The organism is Halorubrum luteum (assembly GCF_054652935.1).
Genome location: NZ_BAAIGT010000002.1, coordinates 1335490 through 1352391 on the forward strand (window position 1 = coordinate 1335490; position 16902 = coordinate 1352391).

Here is a 16902-nt window from a genome sequence, read left to right on the forward strand (position 1 = left end):
CTCCCGCTCTGGCCGGACTCCCCGGCAGAAGGGTCATATCCTCCGTTCGCGTTCAGCATCCCGCGATTCAAGCGCACGCCTACCGCGCCAGCGGCATGTTGTAGCTCGTCTCTTCATCCATCACGAGCTCCCACGTTCGCTCGCAGTGACAGGACACCTGATCGAACACGTTCGGGTCCTGTCGGCGGTCGAAATCCTTGATCGCGGTCTGGACACGGTCGTCACACTCGCCGCAGTTGTGTGCGCCGCGATCGGAGCCGTGGCCGACCGGGTCGGAGACGACGATGGCGTCGACATCCGCGGTCTCCGCGAGGACGTGTGCGACCGACCAGAGCCACGGCGGCCGATAGCCGCCGGCGAAGAACAGCTCGTCGACCATCGTGTACCGCTGGACGTTCGTCGGGTTCATCGACACGGTGTGACAGCCATCGACGGCGGCACACCGGCGGATCGAGTCGACCATATCCGCGACCGCCTCCGGTTCGGCGAGGAACGGCGGCTTCATCAGCAGATACGCCTTCACTCCGATGTCGGCGTCGCACTCGTCGTCCGCGGCGGCGGCCTCGGCGCAGGCGGCCTCGAAGTCGGTGAAATCGAAGTACTTGTTCACACAGTCGTGACGGACGCGGTCGGTCGCCGTCTCGAGCCCGACGGCGACATCCGTGGCGATGCCGTGTTCTGCGAAGTCGCCGATCTTATTTCGATCGACGAAGTCCGGCAGCGACTCGACGACGATGCGGTCGCGGTCCGCAAACGTCTCGGCGATGGCGCGACGCGTCGTTGCGGGCACCTCGCGCTCGTCGAGAAACGATCCGGAGGTGTAGATCTTTATCAGCTGGGCCGGCTCCTCGGTGTTCTCCCGTTCGTGATCGAGACACACCTCGATCTGGTTCATAAGGGCCTCGTGGCTCACGCTGCCGCCTTCGACTGACTCCGCCACGTAGCCACACATCGTACACCCACCCGCGCGGGCCCAGCGACAGCCGCCGGTGTTTAAGATGATGGTGAGGGAGTTCACGACGCCGTCTGGCGTGTTGTCTTCGTCGATCCAGACACGGGTGGGCTGCGTCGGGTCGTACGTCTCCGTCCGCTCCGCGCGGATCTCACGCATGACCGCGTTGTGGGCGTCCATCCCGCGTCCCTGCTCGTACGCGTCGGGACTCGGCTCGCTCATTGTCCACAGAAGTCGCTGCGCGCGTAAATCCGTGTCGTCATCCAGGTCGAGCGGAAACGGACCACGCTCGCAGAATCCACGCCGACCGAGAATCGGTCGCGTTCCATGCCGGACGGGTCCACACGCCGCCCGGAAACTGTAGCTAGTCGTCTATTTCATCCACGAGTTCGGCGGCAACGCCGGTGTACGTCTCGGGTGTTAACGCCTTCAGCTCAGTGCGTACCGCCTCGTCGACGTCGAGGTCGTCGAACAGCTCACGGAACGCGTCGATGCTCACCCGCTTTCCCCGACTCAGCTCCTTGACGCGCTCGTAGGCCTCCGTATCACCTTCGCGACGAAGGATCGTCTGAACCGCCTCGCCGATCACTTCGGGCGTCTCCTCCAGATCCTCGCGCATCACGACCTCGTTCGGGACGACTTTCGAGAGGCCGTCCTCGGCTTTCGAGTAGCCTATCAGGCAGTGTGCGAACGCCGCGCCAACGTTGCGCTTCACGGTCGAGTCCGATAGATCCCGCTGGAGTCGGGAGCTGGTGACGTAGTCTGCAAGAAACGTGAGATCGGCGTTCGCCTTCGAGAGGTTTCCCTCGCTGTTCTCGAAGTCGATCGGATTCACCTTATGCGGCATCGTCGACGACCCGGTCTCGCCCTCGACCGCTCGTTGCCCGAGATACCGGTCGGAGACGTACAGCCACGCGTCCAGATCCAGGTCGAGCAGTACGTTGTTGACGCCACGAACGGCGTCGAAAAGCGTTGCGAGGTCGTCACACGGGTTCACCTGCGTCGTCAGCGGAGCGTGTTCCAGCCCGAGCGTATCGACGAACCGCGCTGAGAACGCCCGCCAGTCCACGTCCGGATACGCCGCCACGTGGGCCGCGTAGCTGCCGGACGCCCCGGCGATCTTTCCGGCGAGACCATCGACCGCGGCGTCGACGCGTCCCAGCGCGCGGCCGAGTCGAGCGGCGTACACCGCCATCTCCTTGCCGAACGTCGTCGGCGTCGCGGGCTGCCCGTGCGTCCGGGCGAGCATCGGAGTTGTGCGGTGGTCGCGCGCAAGCTCCACGAGCGCGTCACGCACGTCACGGATCGCGGGGACGAGCACCTCGGAGACGGCCGGCTTCACCAGCAGCCGGTGTGCGAGATTGTTCACGTCCTCACTGGTGAGCCCGAAGTGGATCCACGGGTACAGCGCCTCGGCGTCCGCAACGACGCCGGACTCCTCGAGGTCGGCGAGACGGAGCCTGAGAAAGTACTCGACCGCCTTCACGTCGTGGTTCGTCGCGGCGTACCCTGCAGCACCATCCGTCTCAAGCGCCTTGACGAGACGGGCGTCCTCGGCAGCGAACCCCTCGTATATCTCGCGGAGGCTCGCGACCGTCTCGTCGCCGAGCGATATCGGCGTGGCGTCGAGGTCGGCCAGCGCGATCAGATACTCGACTTCGACGCGGGTGCGGGCGCGCATGAGTCCGGCTTCACTCGCGTACGGCGCGAGTGGGGCGGTACGGCCGGCGTATCGTCCGTCCAGCGGCGAGACCGCCGCAAGTGGGTCCGACCGCGAGAGGTCGGAGAACGAGTCGTCCGTCATACCCGCGAGTGCCCCCGGCGTCCGCAAAAGCGTGTCGATGCGGGGACACACGGTAATGCATACTACACGGGTTTCTCGGCGTCCGTATCGGTGATCCTGTTCACGGATATGGATACACTACCGGAGGGGACCGCAACCGATTTACGCAACCGCTCGGAGAGTTCGCGTATGAAGATCGCCGGTCTAGCCAGTAACCGGGGGCGGAACCTGTTACACATCGATGACGTCGCGCCGGCGGGCGCGGAGCTGTCGGTCGTCGTGACGAACCGTGAGGGGGCACCGGTCGTCGAATCGGCCACTGAGCGCCGGATCCCGACCGAGGTGGTCGTTCGCGAGGAAGGCGAGTCCCGCGAGACACACGAGCGTCGCATCCTCGACCGACTCGCTGATTACGACTTCGATATCGTCTGCTTGGACGGGTACATGCGCGTGTTGACGACGACGTTTCTCGATCCAGCGCCGACGACGCTGAACGTCCACCCCTCGCTGCTCCCCTCGTTTCCGGGAGCGGACGCCCACGACCAAGTGCTGGAAGCGGGTGTTCGGACGACTGGCTGTACAGTCCACGTCGTTACGGAGGCGGTCGACGCAGGGCCAATCGTGACCCAGGAGCCGGTACCGGTGTACGAGGACGACGACGCGGACTCGCTGAAGGCGCGTGTGCTCCACGAGGCGGAGTTCACCGCGTATCCGCGAGCGATCCGCTGGTTTGCGAACGATCGTGTCGATATCGACCACGAGGCCGGAACCGTCGCCGTCGAGGGTGACACCGGCGGCTCGTTCCCACAACGACGGCTCGTCTCGGAGGACCGAGCCGTGGAGCTCAGGTACGGCGAGAACCCACATCAGGACGCGGCACTGTACGCCGACGACGCCAGTGAGGAGGCGAACGTCGTGGCCGCCGAGCAGCGAAATCCGGGTGCGAAGGAGATGGGGTACAACAACTACAACGACGCAGACGCGGCGGTAAACCTCATAAAGGAGTTCGACGAGCCGGCCGCCGCAGTGATCAAGCATGCGAACCCCGCAGGCTGTGCGACCGCCAACACTCTGGCGGACGCATACGACCGCGCGCTACGGACGGACGCGAAGTCGGCGTTCGGCGGTATCGTCGCGCTGAATCGACCGTGTGACGCCGACACCGCCGACGCGATCACGGCCTCGTTCAAGGAGGTCGTCGTCGCACCGGGGTTCACCGACAGCGCGCTCGACGTTCTCCGCGAGCGCGAGGACATGCGGCTGCTCGACGTCGGACCGCTTGGGGAGGACGGCGACCGGTTCGCTGATCCGCTCACCGAAAAGCCGATCGTCGGCGGTCGACTCGTCCAGGAACGCGACCGACAGTCGCCGAGCGTCGGCGACCTCGAAGTCGTCACCGCTCGAGAGCCGTCCGACGCAGAGCTCGAAACCATGGTGTTCGCGTGGAAGACGCTCAAACACGTCAAGTCGAACGGGATCGTGTTCGCTACGGGAACCGAAACGGTCGGGATCGGCATGGGACAGGTGTCCCGGGTCGACGCCGTGACGCTCGCTGCCATGAAAGCCGAAAAGGACGCGGAAGGAAAATCAGCCGAGGGGGCCGTGATGGCCTCGGACGCGTTCTTCCCGTTCCCCGACGGGATCGAGGAGGCCGCTTCGGCGGGGGTCGAGGCGGTCGTACAGCCCGGCGGCTCCGTCAACGACGAGGACGTGATCGCCGCCGCCGACGAACACGACATGGCGATGGCGTTCACCGGCTCGCGGACGTTCCGACACGACTGAGATCGCCCACGACCGGAGACGCTCGACCGCGGACCGTCGCGCCGACGTGTTGTCTCGACCCGTTCCGGTGGTGCGACTACGTCGACTGACGCACGACGTACACGTCGTACGACTCCGCAGCGGCGACTCCGACGCCGACGCTCGTCAGCGGTGTCACCACGCGGCCGACGTTCTCGCTCCCCAGAAACACGATCGACGGGTCGTGTTCGTCGAGCAGCCGCGCGATCTCCTCGGCGATCTCGTCGCCCGATGGGTACTCTCTGATCCGTTCGTACCGGAACTCGGCATCCGGCGCGACACGTTCGACCCGCTCGCGAAGGTCGTCAACGACCACGTCGACGTCGAGCGGGTCCTCGTCGCCGATCCAGCCTTTTTTACGCGCATAGCGCTTCCGCTCGGGGATCACGCTGATGACGACGACCTCCGAATCGAGCTCGGAACCGAGTTCGACCGCCCGCGCGAGAGCCTCTTCGGCGAGACGCGAGCCGTCGAACGGAACAACGTACGTCATACCGACGAGTACGAGCAGTTCGGTGTTGAAGCTATGGGATGTGCAGTCGGCCTATCGAGAGCCCGGACGACGGGGATCGTCGACGGAACCCGCAGCCACCGGGCTCGTGGCCATTGCGCCTCGATCGGCAGCGCTCAACGAACTGAGCCGGGTCCGTACCGGATCCGTCGCCCTTTTCTCCGCGCACCGGGTAAGACGGATACCCGATGGCGACGTACCATATCGAGACGTACGGCTGTACCTCCAACCGGGGTGAGAGCCGGGAGATAGAGCGAGCGCTGCGCGACGGGGGCCACTACCCGGCCGAGAGCCCGGCGGACGCCGACGTCGCCATCCTCAACACCTGCACGGTCGTCGAGAAGACGGAGCGGAACATGCTCCGACGAGCCGAGGAGCTGGCGGATGAAACGGCCGATCTGGTCGTCACCGGCTGTATGGCGCTCGCGCAGGGCGAGGAGTTCCGCGAAGCCGGTATCGACGCCGACGTGCTCCACTGGGACGACGTCCCGAGCCACGTCCTCAACGGCGAGTGCCCGACGGTCACGCCGGATACGGAGCCGGTGCTCGACGGCGTGATCGGAATCCTGCCGATCGCCCGCGGCTGCATGAGCAACTGCTCGTACTGTATCACGAAGTTCGCGACCGGCCGGGTCGACTCCCCGCCGGTCGAGGAGAACGTCGAGAAGGCGCGAGCGCTGGTCCACGCGGGCGCGAAAGAGATACGCGTCACCGGACAGGACACCGGCGTCTACGGCTGGGATACGGGCGATCGAACGCTCCCGGAGCTGCTGGATCGAATCTGTGGCATCGACGGCGAGTTCCGCGTCCGACTTGGGATGGCGAACCCCGGCGGGATCCACGGCATTCACGAGGAGCTTGCGGACGTGTTCGCCCGAAACGAGAAGCTGTACGACTTCATCCACGCGCCCGTCCAGTCCGGCAGCGACGAGGTGCTGGAAACGATGCGGCGACAACACCGCGTCGAGAAGTTCCGAGAGATCGTCGCGGCGTTCGACGACCGGCTCGACCACTGGACGCTCTCGACGGATTTCATCGTCGGGTTTCCGACGGAGACGGAAGCCGACCACGAGCGCTCGATGGCGCTCCTTCGAGAGGTCCGCCCGGAGAAGATCAACGTCACACGATTCTCGAAGCGACCCGGCACCGACGCCGCCGAGATGAAGGGACTTGGCGGAACCATCAAAAAGGAGCGCTCGAAGTCGATGTCCGAACTGAAGATGAGCGTCGTCGCCGAGGCGTACGAGTCGATGATCGGTGAGACGTTCGAGGTGCTCGTCGTCGAGCAGGGGACCGGCGACTCCGTGAAATGTCGTGACCCGGCGTACAGACAGGTGATCGTCCAGGGGGCCTCGGACCGAGGGATCGCGGTTGGCGAGTTCCTCGACGTCGAGATAACCGGACACAACACCGTCTACGCGTTCGGCGAGCCGGTGTGATCGCAACGTCTTCAACGACAGCCCCGCGCCACCGTGCACTGGGCAGTTGACCCACCCTCGATCAATCGGCGCGACAAAAACCGGCAAAACGTGCAAAGAACTATGCACGCTGCGCTGGACGGACACGTACGCACCGATGACGCTCTACGACCGGATCCTAGTGCCCACGGACGGTTCCGAAGAAGGGACGCAAGCGGTCACTCATGCGCTCGATCTGGCCGTGGTTCACCAGGCAAGCGTACATACGCTGTACGTCATCAACACCGCGAGCTACGCGGGCATGCCGATGGAGACGTCGTGGGAAGGGATCGACGACCTGCTCCGTGCCGACGCGGATGCCGCGGTCAACGAGGTCGAAAAGCTGGCGGACGGCTACGACGTCGACGTGACGACGGCGGTCGTGGAGGGGTCGCCGAGCCGGGAGATAATCAGGTACGCCGAGTCCGAACGCTGTGACCTGATCGTGATGGGGACCCATGGGCGCGGGGGGATCGACCGGCTGCTGCTCGGCAGCGTGGCCGAGAAAGTCGTTCGTGGCTCGACCGTGCCGGTCCTGACGGTTCGTCTTGGCGAGGACGGTCTCGAAAGAGTTGCCGATGACGACGCGACCGGGACGACCGCGGACCACGCGACCGGGACGACCGCGGACCACGCGACCGGGACGGCCGCGGACGACGCGTACACGTCGTCGGCGGAGTCCACCGACCACGATTCCTGACTCGTCCGGTTCGTCGTATTCTCCGTTCGGGGCGCTACTCGGTTGCCGGACGGAGATGCTCGCAATCGCCCGCGTGCACGCGGACGCATTCGTCTCCCGTATCGACGACGAGCTGACCGGGGAACTCGATGTCGACGGCGGTGCCACACACCTCGCCGTCGGGCGTGTCGACCCGGACGGACGCACCGAGCGTCTCGGCCCGCTCGCGCCACGCGGGAAGGATCCGGTCCGGCATTGTCGTCAGCTCCTGATAGCGCTCGAGCAGCCGCTGGAGGAGCCGGCGTCTGTCCACCGGCTCTCCCCGGACCGCACTCAGCGACGTCGCTCCGTCCGGAAGCACACCGACATCGACGTTCGCGTTGATCCCGACTCCGACGACGAGCCACGAGACCCGATCGGCTTCCCCTTCCATCTCCGTGAGGATCCCGGCGAGCTTCTGGTCGCCGCGCTCGTTCGTCCTTGGTTCCCCGTCGCCGCGGCCTGCATCTCTCGCTTCCCTCCCGACGAGAACGTCGTTCGGCCACTTGATGCCTGCGTCGACCCCGGCCTCTCGGCAGGCGTCGGTCGTCGCAACCGCGGCGGCGAGCGTACAGACCGGCGCATGGGACGTGGGTATCGCCGGGCTCGTGAGCACGGACACCCACACGCCGCCGCTCGGCGCCGTCCACTCCCGTTCGAGCCGCCCGCGACCGCCGGTCTGCTCGTCGGCGACGACCGCAACCGACGATTCGCCGCTCGCGGCCAGTTCGCGAGCGCGGTCGTTCGTCGATCCCAGCGCGTCGTGATACTCGACCGTGTACGGCACATTGAGTCCGAACTCGATCCCGGCGGCTCCGTACGGAGGCTCCGTAGGAGGGGCGTATCCGTCTCCGGTCGACTTGACCGCGAACCCCTCGTCCCGGAGCGTTTCCACCGCCTTCCACACCGCGGCTCGCGAGACGCCAAGCTCCGCTGCGAGCTCCGGTCCCGAGACCGGACCGTCGGTCAGCGCGTCGAGGAGCGCACGCCGTGTGTCCATACCTCCGACGTGTGCTCATGGCGACAAACCGATTCCGGATCTCAGTCGAGTAACGAGAGGAGGTAGATGGCGATAGCGACGAGCACGATCATCGCGCCGGTCGCGATGTCCCACTGGTAGGAGACGACGACGCCGCCGAGGACGGCCACCTCGCCGATGAGAACGGACAGCCACATCATCCGCCCGAACGAGTCGGTGAGCTGCATCGCAGCGGCCACGGGAACGACGAGCATGGCGGCGACGAGGATCGCACCGAGCACCTGTATCGACGCGACCACGACCAGCGCGGTCAACACGATCAACAGCGTGTCATACACATCGACGTTCACCCGGGCGAGCCGCGCGGCCTCCCGATCGAACGTGATGTACAGCAGCTGTTTGTGCGTGAGTGCGACGACGCCCACGACAACGAGCGACAGCGCGGCCATCAGCTGGACGTTGTGGAACTGAACGGTGAGCACGTTGCCGAACAGGTAGCTGTTTATCGTCGCCCCGAAGCCGTATCCTCGCGAGATGATCGCGATCCCGAGCGCGAAGCTCCCGACCAACAGGATCGCGATCGGGACGTCGCCGTACGCGTCCGTATGGCTGGCGAGGTACTGCAGTCCGAGCGCGGCGATCGCCGCGACGACCACGGCGGTGACCAGCGGGAAGTTCGCCCACTCGACGGTGTTTCCGAGCACGAGCCCGATCGCGACGCCGGTGAAGGCTGTGTGCGCCAGCGCTTCGCCGATCAGCGCCATCTGGCGATTCACGAGATACGCGCCGATGAGCGGACCCGCGAGACCGATGAACAGACCGGTCGTGAGCCCTCGCTGGAGGAAGGGATTACACAGCATCCGGGTTCCGAGCGCTTCCCCCACCGTGCACGCTCCGGGCCAGAACGCGTCGAAGACGATCGGGAAAAGCAGGTCGATGAACGCGTACAGCGCGACCATGCCGCCCAGGACGAGTCCCGCCTGGACGTCGCGACGATTTAAATCGAGACGGCGGAGTGGGTTCATCGATTCACCGCCGCGAGCGTCGTCGCGGTCCGACCGAACGCGTCCACGAGCGCGTCGCTTTCGAGCAGCGAGTCCGGGTCGCCGACGTGGCGGATCGAACGGTTGATCAGCGCGATGCGGTCGACGCGCTCCGTCACGACGCCGAGATCGTGTTCGATGAGGATGACGGTGATCCCCTCGCTTTTGAGCTCGTCGAGCAGGGCGTAAAATCGCTCTCTGGAGTCGGCGTCGACGCCGACGGTAGGCTCGTCGAGTGCAAGCAGGTCCGCCTCGGCGGCGAGCGCGCGAGCGATGTACGCGCGCTGCTTCTGTCCACCGGACAGGCGACCGATTCGGCGGTCGGACAACCCCACGATTCCCACCGTCTCGAGCGCGTCATCGACGAGACGCTCGTCGCGCGCGGTCAGTTCGTTCAGCCCGACGTGCGGATAGCGACCCATGCGAACGACCTCGCGGACGGTGACGGGCATCGAGCTGTCGGCCTCCGAGGACTGCTGGGAGACGTAGCCGAGCCGCTCCCCGTCGCTAAACCTGTGTGCGGGCTCGCCGAACAGCCGGACCGTGCCGACGTCCGGCTGCTGAAGTCCGAGCATCAGCTTCAACAGCGTCGTCTTCCCGCTCCCGTTCGGTCCGATCAACCCGAAAAACTCCCCCCGCTCGACGGAGAGGGTCACGTCCTCTAGCACCGGCTGCTCGTCGTACGCGAACGAGACGTTTCGGACGTCGACAACGGCGGCTTCGTGCGGAGTCGTCATCTCGTTCGTAGCCCCGTCAGTCTGTCGCGGATCACGCGTCGTACTCGACTTCGAGCGCCCGCTCGAGCGTGGCGAGGTTGATCTCGAGCATGTGTTCGACGTACCCCATCCCCTGCTCGAGCTGCTCCTCGGTGGTGGCCTCGATCGGGGAGAGCGGAAGGATCTCGGTTCCCGTTTCCGCCGCGAGACTCTCGGCGTAGTCCGCCGGCTCGTACATGTCGTACAACACGTAGCTGAGATCGTTTCGTTCGATACTGTCCGAGACCTCCTCCATCTCGCGCGGCGTCGGCTCGCCGTCCGGCGAGATGCCGACCGGCGAGTGGATCTCGATGTCGTACCGCGGTCGCCAGTACTGGTAGGAGTCGTGGCTACCGACGACGATAACGTCTCTGTTCCGGTGAGCCATCGCCTCCTCGTACCGCGCATGAACGTCGTCGAGCCGCTCGAGGAACGCGTCGGCGTTCTCCTGGTACACGCTCTCGTTGTCCGGGTCGGCCTTGACGAAGCCGTCGCGGATGTTCTCGACCGCCTCTTTGGTGAGCACCGGATCGAGCCAGAAGTGCGGATCGACCGCCCGGCCCGTCTCGCCTTCAATGTAATCGATACCTTCGGCTGCGTCGATCACGACGACGTCCGGGTAATCGTCGGGAAGCGACTCCGCGACGCGATCCGACCATCCCCGGAATCCATCGATGTACACGAACACGTCCGCCTCGGCGACGTCCTCGATGATCCCCGGACTCGGCTCCCAGTCGTCTCCGTGTGCGCCAGCGGGGACGAGATCCTCCACGCGGAGAGTGTCGCCGGCGACGTTCCGCGCTAGGTCGTAGAGCATAAAGAACGAGCCGTTCACTGCGGACAGATCCTCATCGTCGTCGCTCGTCGTCGCGTCGCCGCCGAGACAGCCTGCAGCTCCGAGCGTCGCGGCCGTACCCCCGGTGACGAGCAGCCCGCGCCGGGAGATCTGTCGCGAATCGTTTGAACGCATTGAAAGAGAATTAGATACGCCTAAACTAATAATTTTCTGTTCAGCGTTTTAGATCCAGTCTAATCAAATCCGGTCGCGGGAGCGCCGATCGTGAGGCGTCCCTGCAGCCTATTCGACACAGTCAGCGACGTGGACTTCTCTGGCGATCCGTTCCGGAAGCGACACCGACTCCTCGCCGTCGTGGGCACGAGCAGTGATCATGCCGAACGGAGCGACCTCGAGTATCGTGAGCTTCGATCCGGGCTCGAGTCCACGATCGGAGAGATACTCCAGCACCTCGGGGTCGCGGTCGCTCACCCGTTCGACGACGACGACGTCGCCCTCCTCACGTTCGGAGATGGCGTCGGCGTCGCGCTCGACGGGAGCCTCCAGATCGACGTTCGGGATCGGATCCCCGTGCGGATCGATCTCAGGATGATTGAGCACGGTCGCGATCCGCTCGACGAACTCCTCGCTGATGTGGTGTTCGAGCCGGTCGGCCTCTTCGTGTACCTCCGACCAGCTGTAATCGAGCTGTTCGGTGAGAAACGTCTCGAGGAGTCGGTGGTGCCGCACGACCTCGAGCGCGACGGTCTCTCCCTTCTCCGTGAGTCGAACGCCGTGGTACTTCTTCCGGTCGATGAGACCGCGTTCGGCCAGCTTGTCGAGCATGCTCGTCACCGTCGGCGACGTCACGCCGAGCTCCTCGGCGATGTCGGCGGTTCGAACCCGTTCGTCGGAGCCGTACTGGAGGTGATAAATCGCCTTGAGGTAGTCCTCCATCGAGTCGCTCAGCCTCATGGCCGGGATTAGATGCCGTCTAAACTTGGATGTGTCGGCTCGGATCCGTCGCCATCGCGGTCGCGGCTCTGGACGAGGCGGCGATCTCCCGGCCACAAGGTACATACGGCGTCCGACCGAGCGGAAACGGGATGGAGTACACGACGCTCGGCGGGACGGGAACGACGGTGAGCCGGCTCTGTCTCGGCTGTATGAGCTTCGGTAGCGGCCACGACTGGATGCTCGACGAGGCGGAGGGGCGCGAGCTGGTCGAGCGCGCGATCGACCTCGGGATCAACTTCTTCGACACGGCGAACGTCTACTCGAACGGCGAGAGCGAGCGGATCCTCGGCGACGCGCTCGCGGAGTACGACCGCGACGAGCAGGTCGTCGCCACCAAGGTCAGGTTCCCCGCGATGGAGGACCCGCATCCGAACGCCGACGGCCTCTCGCGGAAGACGATCGAACAGGAACTGCAACACAGTCTCGACCGCCTCGGGATGGACACGGTCGACCTGTATCAGATCCACCGGTGGGATCACGACACGCCGATCGAGGAGACGTTGGCGGCGCTCGACGACGCGGTCCGTCGCGGGCAGGTCCGGTACGTCGGAGCCTCCTCGATGTGGGCCCATCAGTTCGCCGAGGCGCTCCACGTCAGCGACCGGGAAGGATACGAGCGATTCGCCACGATGCAGAACCTCTACAACCTCGCATACCGCGAAGAGGAGCGGGAGATGGTGCCGCTCTGTGAACGCGAGAACGTCGGGATGCTCCCGTGGAGCCCGCTCGGGGCGGGGTATTTAACTCGGCCGTACGAGCGGGACGACGCGACGGTCCGTGGCGAACACGAGACCGCCCTCGATCGACCGTACCGCGAGGGCGGCGGCGAGGAGATCAACCGTCGTGTCGAGGAGCTCGCCGCCGAGAAGGACGTGAAGATGGCACAGATCGCGCTTTCGTGGGTGCTTCATACGGATGTCGTCACCGCGCCGATCGTCGGCACTTCGAGCGTCGAACATCTTGAGGATGCCGTCGAGGCCCTCGACATCGAACTGTCGGACTCCGATATCGAATGGCTCGAGGAGCCGTACGAGCCGGTCCGGATCAGCGGCCACGAGTGACGATTTCGCCCCGGCGGTGAGATGTACACGCGCGCTCGTCGGTCGTCGTGTTTCTCGTTTTCGTCCGTTTCCGTAGCAGTTCGTCGCTCTCCGTGTCAACACACCGCTTGCCGTCGACCAATCGACACCTCAGGGGCGACATCGTTCACCGGACACTCCGTCGTTGTCCAACTCTCCTTTCAGCACAGCAATTGAGGCTTGGTAACTATCCACAAAGATTCAACACGTCTCCCGTCCAGTCGTGGTAGTAGACCATTCATGTCACAACATGCGTTGGATGCCGGCGCGGCACCGTCGTTCGACTCGGTTCGAGAGGTGTTAGCGAAGGCGAACGAGGAGAAAACTGGAGACCAGCTCGCCGGAGTCGCAGCCGACACCGAGGCCGAGCGAGTCGCCGCGAAACGAGCACTGGCGAAGACGACGCTCGAGACGCTCCGCGAGAACCCGGTCGTTCCGTACGACGACGACGAGGTCACTCGGGTGATCCAGGACGCGGTCCGCGAGCCGGTGTACGAGCGCATCCGCGACTGGACCGTCGCCGAGCTCCGTGAGTTCCTCGTGGACGAGTCGACGACGGACCGCGATATAAAGGCGATCCGCCGGGGACTCACCAGCGAGATGATCGCGGCCGTCACGAAGCTGATGACGAACATGGACCTCGTGTTGGCCACCTCGAAAATGACGGTGACGGCCCGGTGTAACAACACGATCGGCACCGACGGCGCGCTCTCGTTCCGGCTTCAGCCGAACGACCCGTCCGACGATATCGAGCGAATCCTGGATTCGGCTAGGGAGGGGCTCGCCTACGGCGTCGGCGACGCAGTGATCGGGATCAACCCGGTGGAGGATGGCGTCGGGACGGTGACGGAGATTCTCGAGGCCACCCACGGGCTCATCGAGGAGTGGTCGATACCCACACAGAACTGCTGTCTCGCTCACGTAACGACTCAGATGGACGCGATCCGAGAGGGTGCGCCGGCTGACCTCCTCTTCCAGAGCCTCGCCGGAACGGAGGCCGGCAACGACGAGTTCGGCGTCGACGTCGAGCTGCTGGACGAAGCACACGCTCTCGCGCGCCGCCGCTCGACCGCGTCGGGCCCCAACGTGACGTACTTCGAGACCGGTCAGGGGTCGGAGCTGTCGGGTGACGCCCACGAGGGCGTCGACCAGCTCACGCTCGAAGCCCGGTGTTACGGGCTCGCAAAGCGATACGACCCCTTTTTGGTGAACACGGTCGTCGGCTTCATCGGCCCGGAGTACCTGTACGACGGCCGACAGGTGATCCGCGCCGGACTGGAGGACGTGTTCATGGGCCAGCTCCACGGGATCCCGATGGGGATCGACGCCTGTTACACGAACCATATCCAGGCCGACCAGAACGACATCGAGAACCTCGCGGTGTTGCTCGCTGCCGCGGGCGCGAACTTCTTTATCACCGTGCCGATGGGTGACGACGTCATGCTCAACTACCAGTCGAACAGCTACCACGACGCCGCCGCGCTGTGGGAGATCTTCGATCTCGGCCCCGCGCCGGAGTTCCGCGAGTGGCTCGTGGAGACCGGGATCTGGGAGAACGGGAGTCTCACCGCCCGCGCCGGCGACCCCACGGTGTTCACGTGACCATGTCGACCGACGACGCTCCCACCGACGACGGGGCCGACGACGCTCCCACGGACGACCGAGCTGACGACGACGCCTCCGTCGACGACACCCTCCTCGACGACCCCGCGGACCCCGAGGCACTCGACCGGATCGTCTCTCGGAGCCCCTCGCGTCTCGGCGTCGGTCGAGCGGGACCGCGACCGACCACGGAGACGCTGCTCCGATTCCGCGAGGACCATGGGCTCGCTCGCGACGCAGTTACCAGTCGGGTCGACGACGCGCTGATCGAGGAGCTCGGTCTTCTCCGCGTTCGCACGCTCGTCGAGGACCACGAGCAGTACCTCGCCCGACCGGACCTCGGCCGCGACATCGCGGAGGAGACCGCCGACCACCTCCGTGAGCACTGCCAAACCGGGCCCGACGTGCAGGTGATCTGCAGCGACGGGCTCAGCTCGACGGCGATCGAGGCAAACCTCCCGGATCTCCTCCCGGCGCTTTTGGACGGGCTGGCCGCCCGCGGTCTCGACGTCGGCACGCCCGTGTTCGTCGAGTACGGCCGGGTCGACGTGATGGACGCCATCGGCGAGGAGATCGACGCCGACGCGTGCGTGATACTCATCGGCGAGCGCCCCGGACTTCGTACCGCAGAGAGCTTGAGCGCGTACGCCGTCTACGATCCGGAACGCGGCACGCCGACCGCCCGCAAGTCGGTGATCTCGAACATCCACGACGGCGGACTCCCTCCCGCCGAAGCCGGTGCCGCGGTCGCGGACCTGCTCGCGGAGATGTGCGAGAAGGAGGCGAGCGGGCTCGACCTCCGCGAGGACGACCGCGACTTCCAGAAGTAGCGACGAGAACTCGACACGGGAGACTCAGTCGCCGCCGAACGCCAGCGTTTTCACGACGACGGGGACCGCGTCGCGCCCCTGAAGCGGCTCGCCGACGTCGAGACGAACTCCCTCACGGAGCGCCAGCTCGTCGAGCACCGTGATCGGCCCCTCGAGCCGACTCGCGAGGAGCTGACCGAGCACCTTCGCGCAGTTCTGCCCGGTGACGACGACGATCGGAACGTCGGCTCCGTAAGCAGCCCGGTCGGCGTCAGCGTCGCCGCTGAATCCTTCCGACCGGAGCGCCGCGGCGAGCCGGTCGGCGGTCGACGAGAGGTCGTCATATCCCAGCGACGGGAGCCGTTCGACGTACAGGGCGATCCCTTCGACGTCGTCGAGGTCGTACAGGTCGCGCGCGGTCCGGAGCGCACGCGCGAACCGGTCGACGTCGGTGGATTCGGACTCGGCGCCCTCGACCGGATCGGGGTCGACAACCACCACCGGGACGTCACGGAGGGGTAGCCGATCCGCCGGGAGCCAGACGGTGCGCCCGCTGAACGTCGTCGACTCGGTGCCGACACCGACGACGGTCGCACGCAGATCCTCCTCCAAGACGATCGGTCGAGCCGGCAGCTCCGCACGAGCGCGGAGCGTCTCGCCGAGCGTCGCCGCGAGCAACGGCCCGAGGTCGCCGTACCGGAACGGGTTATCCACCTCACCGGACGGGGAGGGATCCGGTTCCGCCTTCGGCGCGTTCAGCAGGTGCCCGACACCGCCGGTGACGACGACGTCGTCGATGGCGACCGGTTCGACGGAAAGCTCCCCGAGCGCCCCCGACGCGACGAGGTCGGCGAACGGCGGTCCCACGAGGAGGTCCGCGATCGACTCGGCCGCCGCGTCCGCCAGCGGTCGAAGCGCCTCGATGGTCGCGTCGTCGCCGACGTCGACCGCGAGTCCGTGTGCGTCCCGGAGCCGCCGAGCCGCTGCCGAGAGGTGCGTCATCGTGTGTCCGTTCGTCCGGACCATGCGCGCGCCGACGTCGAGACACCGGGTGTCGACGACGCCGTCCGGGCCGAACACGGCGACGTTCGTCGTTCCGCCGCCGACGTCGACGTTGGCGACGACGCGGCCGGTCGTCCGGGCGTGTGCCGCCGCACCGGAGCCGCGTCCGGCGAGGACGGCCTCCAGCTCTGCGCCGGCCGCGGCCGCGACGAAGTCGCCGGCGTCGGCGGCGATCCGATGGACTAGCGACTCCGCATTCGCGCGCTTTGCCGTCTCGCCAGTAACGATCACCGCCCCGGTGTCCACGTCGTCCGGGTCGATCCCCGCCGCGTCGAACGCCTCCCGCACGAGCGCGGCGACGCCGTCGACGTCGATCGTCTCCGCGTCGACGAGCGGCGTCTCGTGGACGGTCCCGCGATGGACGATCTCGCGCTCGCGGATCTCCGGAGCCGCCGCGCCGTCGTGGGTCGGCTTTGAGACGTGGAGGCGGCTCACGACCACCTGCGTCGTCGTCGTGCCGACGTCGATCCCGACGCTCGTGAGTCGGTCCACGTCGCGGCTCATACGCGACCAACGCGTCGGGACCTCAAAGCGATGTCGTCGAGACCTCAACGCGATGT

At 66.0% G+C, this 16902-nt stretch carries 15 protein-coding genes; 6 read left to right on the forward strand and 9 right to left on the reverse strand.

Annotated features, from left to right (window positions below):
- Positions 1–79: 79 nt before the first annotated feature.
- Both ACYQ0R_RS06670 and purB read right to left on the reverse strand, forming a co-directional pair.
- Positions 80–1174 (reverse strand): archaeosine biosynthesis radical SAM protein RaSEA, encoded by a 1095-nt coding sequence (locus tag ACYQ0R_RS06670; RefSeq protein WP_459821828.1) that lies wholly within the window; start codon positions 1172–1174, stop codon positions 80–82.
- A gap of 142 nt (positions 1175–1316) precedes the next feature.
- The gene (gene purB, locus ACYQ0R_RS06675; RefSeq protein WP_459821830.1) at positions 1317–2756 is read right to left on the reverse strand and encodes an adenylosuccinate lyase; all 1440 of its coding nucleotides are present in this window, start codon (positions 2754–2756) and stop codon (positions 1317–1319) included.
- 168 nt (positions 2757–2924) lie between these two features.
- Between purB and purN the strand changes: the two genes are divergently transcribed.
- Positions 2925–4517 carry a phosphoribosylglycinamide formyltransferase gene (gene purN, locus ACYQ0R_RS06680; protein WP_459821832.1) on the forward strand — a complete coding sequence of 531 codons (1593 nt, stop codon included), beginning with the start codon at positions 2925–2927 and terminating at the stop codon, positions 4515–4517.
- 76 nt (positions 4518–4593) lie between these two features.
- Here the strand turns inward: purN and ACYQ0R_RS06685 are convergent, their stop codons facing one another.
- Positions 4594–5028, reverse strand: a complete 435-nt coding sequence (locus tag ACYQ0R_RS06685; protein WP_459821834.1) for a universal stress protein — start codon at positions 5026–5028, stop codon at positions 4594–4596.
- A 206-nt stretch (positions 5029–5234) separates the two neighbouring features.
- Here ACYQ0R_RS06685 and ACYQ0R_RS06690 point away from each other — a divergent pair, with 206 nt between their 5' ends.
- A complete protein-coding gene (locus tag ACYQ0R_RS06690; protein ID WP_459821836.1) occupies positions 5235–6485 on the forward strand; it encodes a tRNA (N(6)-L-threonylcarbamoyladenosine(37)-C(2))-methylthiotransferase in 1251 nt (416 codons plus the stop codon).
- Positions 6486–6621: 136 nt separating this feature from the next.
- Positions 6622–7203, forward strand: coding sequence for a universal stress protein (locus tag ACYQ0R_RS06695; RefSeq protein ID WP_459821838.1), 582 nt, complete (start codon positions 6622–6624; stop codon positions 7201–7203).
- A 34-nt stretch (positions 7204–7237) separates the two neighbouring features.
- Here the strand turns inward: ACYQ0R_RS06695 and ACYQ0R_RS06700 are convergent, their stop codons facing one another.
- From ACYQ0R_RS06700 to ACYQ0R_RS06720, 5 genes are all read right to left on the reverse strand, one after another.
- Positions 7238–8221 carry a biotin--[acetyl-CoA-carboxylase] ligase gene (locus ACYQ0R_RS06700; protein WP_459821840.1) on the reverse strand — a complete coding sequence of 328 codons (984 nt, stop codon included), beginning with the start codon at positions 8219–8221 and terminating at the stop codon, positions 7238–7240.
- A 41-nt stretch (positions 8222–8262) separates the two neighbouring features.
- The gene (locus tag ACYQ0R_RS06705) at positions 8263–9159 is read right to left on the reverse strand and encodes a metal ABC transporter permease (protein ID WP_459825699.1); all 897 of its coding nucleotides are present in this window, start codon (positions 9157–9159) and stop codon (positions 8263–8265) included.
- A 62-nt stretch (positions 9160–9221) separates the two neighbouring features.
- A complete protein-coding gene (locus ACYQ0R_RS06710; protein WP_459821842.1) occupies positions 9222–9980 on the reverse strand; it encodes a metal ABC transporter ATP-binding protein in 759 nt (252 codons plus the stop codon).
- 31 nt (positions 9981–10011) lie between these two features.
- The gene (locus ACYQ0R_RS06715) at positions 10012–10968 is read right to left on the reverse strand and encodes a metal ABC transporter substrate-binding protein (RefSeq protein WP_459821844.1); all 957 of its coding nucleotides are present in this window, start codon (positions 10966–10968) and stop codon (positions 10012–10014) included.
- Between the two features lie 108 nt (positions 10969–11076).
- On the reverse strand, positions 11077–11748 hold the full coding sequence (locus ACYQ0R_RS06720) for a metal-dependent transcriptional regulator (RefSeq protein ID WP_459821846.1): 672 nt from the start codon (positions 11746–11748) through the stop codon (positions 11077–11079).
- 131 nt (positions 11749–11879) lie between these two features.
- Here ACYQ0R_RS06720 and ACYQ0R_RS06725 point away from each other — a divergent pair, with 131 nt between their 5' ends.
- From ACYQ0R_RS06725 to eutC, 3 genes are all read left to right on the forward strand, one after another.
- On the forward strand, positions 11880–12851 hold the full coding sequence (locus ACYQ0R_RS06725; RefSeq protein ID WP_459825701.1) for an aldo/keto reductase: 972 nt from the start codon (positions 11880–11882) through the stop codon (positions 12849–12851).
- Positions 12852–13109: 258 nt separating this feature from the next.
- A complete protein-coding gene (locus ACYQ0R_RS06730) occupies positions 13110–14471 on the forward strand; it encodes an ethanolamine ammonia-lyase subunit EutB (protein ID WP_459821848.1) in 1362 nt (453 codons plus the stop codon).
- Positions 14472–14473: 2 nt separating this feature from the next.
- On the forward strand, positions 14474–15301 hold the full coding sequence (gene eutC / locus ACYQ0R_RS06735; RefSeq protein ID WP_459821850.1) for an ethanolamine ammonia-lyase subunit EutC: 828 nt from the start codon (positions 14474–14476) through the stop codon (positions 15299–15301).
- Between the two features lie 24 nt (positions 15302–15325).
- On the opposite strand, the gene ACYQ0R_RS06740 is transcribed toward eutC, so the two are convergent.
- Positions 15326–16846 carry an ethanolamine ammonia-lyase reactivating factor EutA gene (locus ACYQ0R_RS06740; protein ID WP_459821852.1) on the reverse strand — a complete coding sequence of 507 codons (1521 nt, stop codon included), beginning with the start codon at positions 16844–16846 and terminating at the stop codon, positions 15326–15328.
- Positions 16847–16902: the final 56 nt, after the last annotated feature.

Excerpts from the sequence above, each read along its gene's own strand:
- ACYQ0R_RS06670 (WP_459821828.1), bottom strand. The coding sequence starts at position 1,174 with ATGAGCGAGCCGAGTCCCGACGCGTACGAGCAGGGACGCGGGATGGAC.
- purB (WP_459821830.1), bottom strand. The coding sequence starts at position 2,756 with ATGACGGACGACTCGTTCTCCGACCTCTCGCGGTCGGACCCACTTGCG.
- purN (WP_459821832.1), top strand. The coding sequence starts at position 2,925 with ATGAAGATCGCCGGTCTAGCCAGTAACCGGGGGCGGAACCTGTTACAC.
- ACYQ0R_RS06685 (WP_459821834.1), bottom strand. The coding sequence starts at position 5,028 with ATGACGTACGTTGTTCCGTTCGACGGCTCGCGTCTCGCCGAAGAGGCT.
- ACYQ0R_RS06690 (WP_459821836.1), top strand. The coding sequence starts at position 5,235 with ATGGCGACGTACCATATCGAGACGTACGGCTGTACCTCCAACCGGGGT.
- ACYQ0R_RS06695 (WP_459821838.1), top strand. The coding sequence starts at position 6,622 with ATGACGCTCTACGACCGGATCCTAGTGCCCACGGACGGTTCCGAAGAA.
- ACYQ0R_RS06700 (WP_459821840.1), bottom strand. The coding sequence starts at position 8,221 with ATGGACACACGGCGTGCGCTCCTCGACGCGCTGACCGACGGTCCGGTC.
- ACYQ0R_RS06705 (WP_459825699.1), bottom strand. The coding sequence starts at position 9,159 with ATGGTCGCGCTGTACGCGTTCATCGACCTGCTTTTCCCGATCGTCTTC.
- ACYQ0R_RS06710 (WP_459821842.1), bottom strand. The coding sequence starts at position 9,980 with ATGACGACTCCGCACGAAGCCGCCGTTGTCGACGTCCGAAACGTCTCG.
- ACYQ0R_RS06715 (WP_459821844.1), bottom strand. The coding sequence starts at position 10,968 with ATGCGTTCAAACGATTCGCGACAGATCTCCCGGCGCGGGCTGCTCGTC.
- ACYQ0R_RS06720 (WP_459821846.1), bottom strand. The coding sequence starts at position 11,748 with ATGAGGCTGAGCGACTCGATGGAGGACTACCTCAAGGCGATTTATCAC.
- ACYQ0R_RS06725 (WP_459825701.1), top strand. The coding sequence starts at position 11,880 with ATGGAGTACACGACGCTCGGCGGGACGGGAACGACGGTGAGCCGGCTC.
- ACYQ0R_RS06730 (WP_459821848.1), top strand. The coding sequence starts at position 13,110 with ATGTCACAACATGCGTTGGATGCCGGCGCGGCACCGTCGTTCGACTCG.
- eutC (WP_459821850.1), top strand. The coding sequence starts at position 14,474 with ATGTCGACCGACGACGCTCCCACCGACGACGGGGCCGACGACGCTCCC.
- ACYQ0R_RS06740 (WP_459821852.1), bottom strand. The coding sequence starts at position 16,846 with ATGAGCCGCGACGTGGACCGACTCACGAGCGTCGGGATCGACGTCGGC.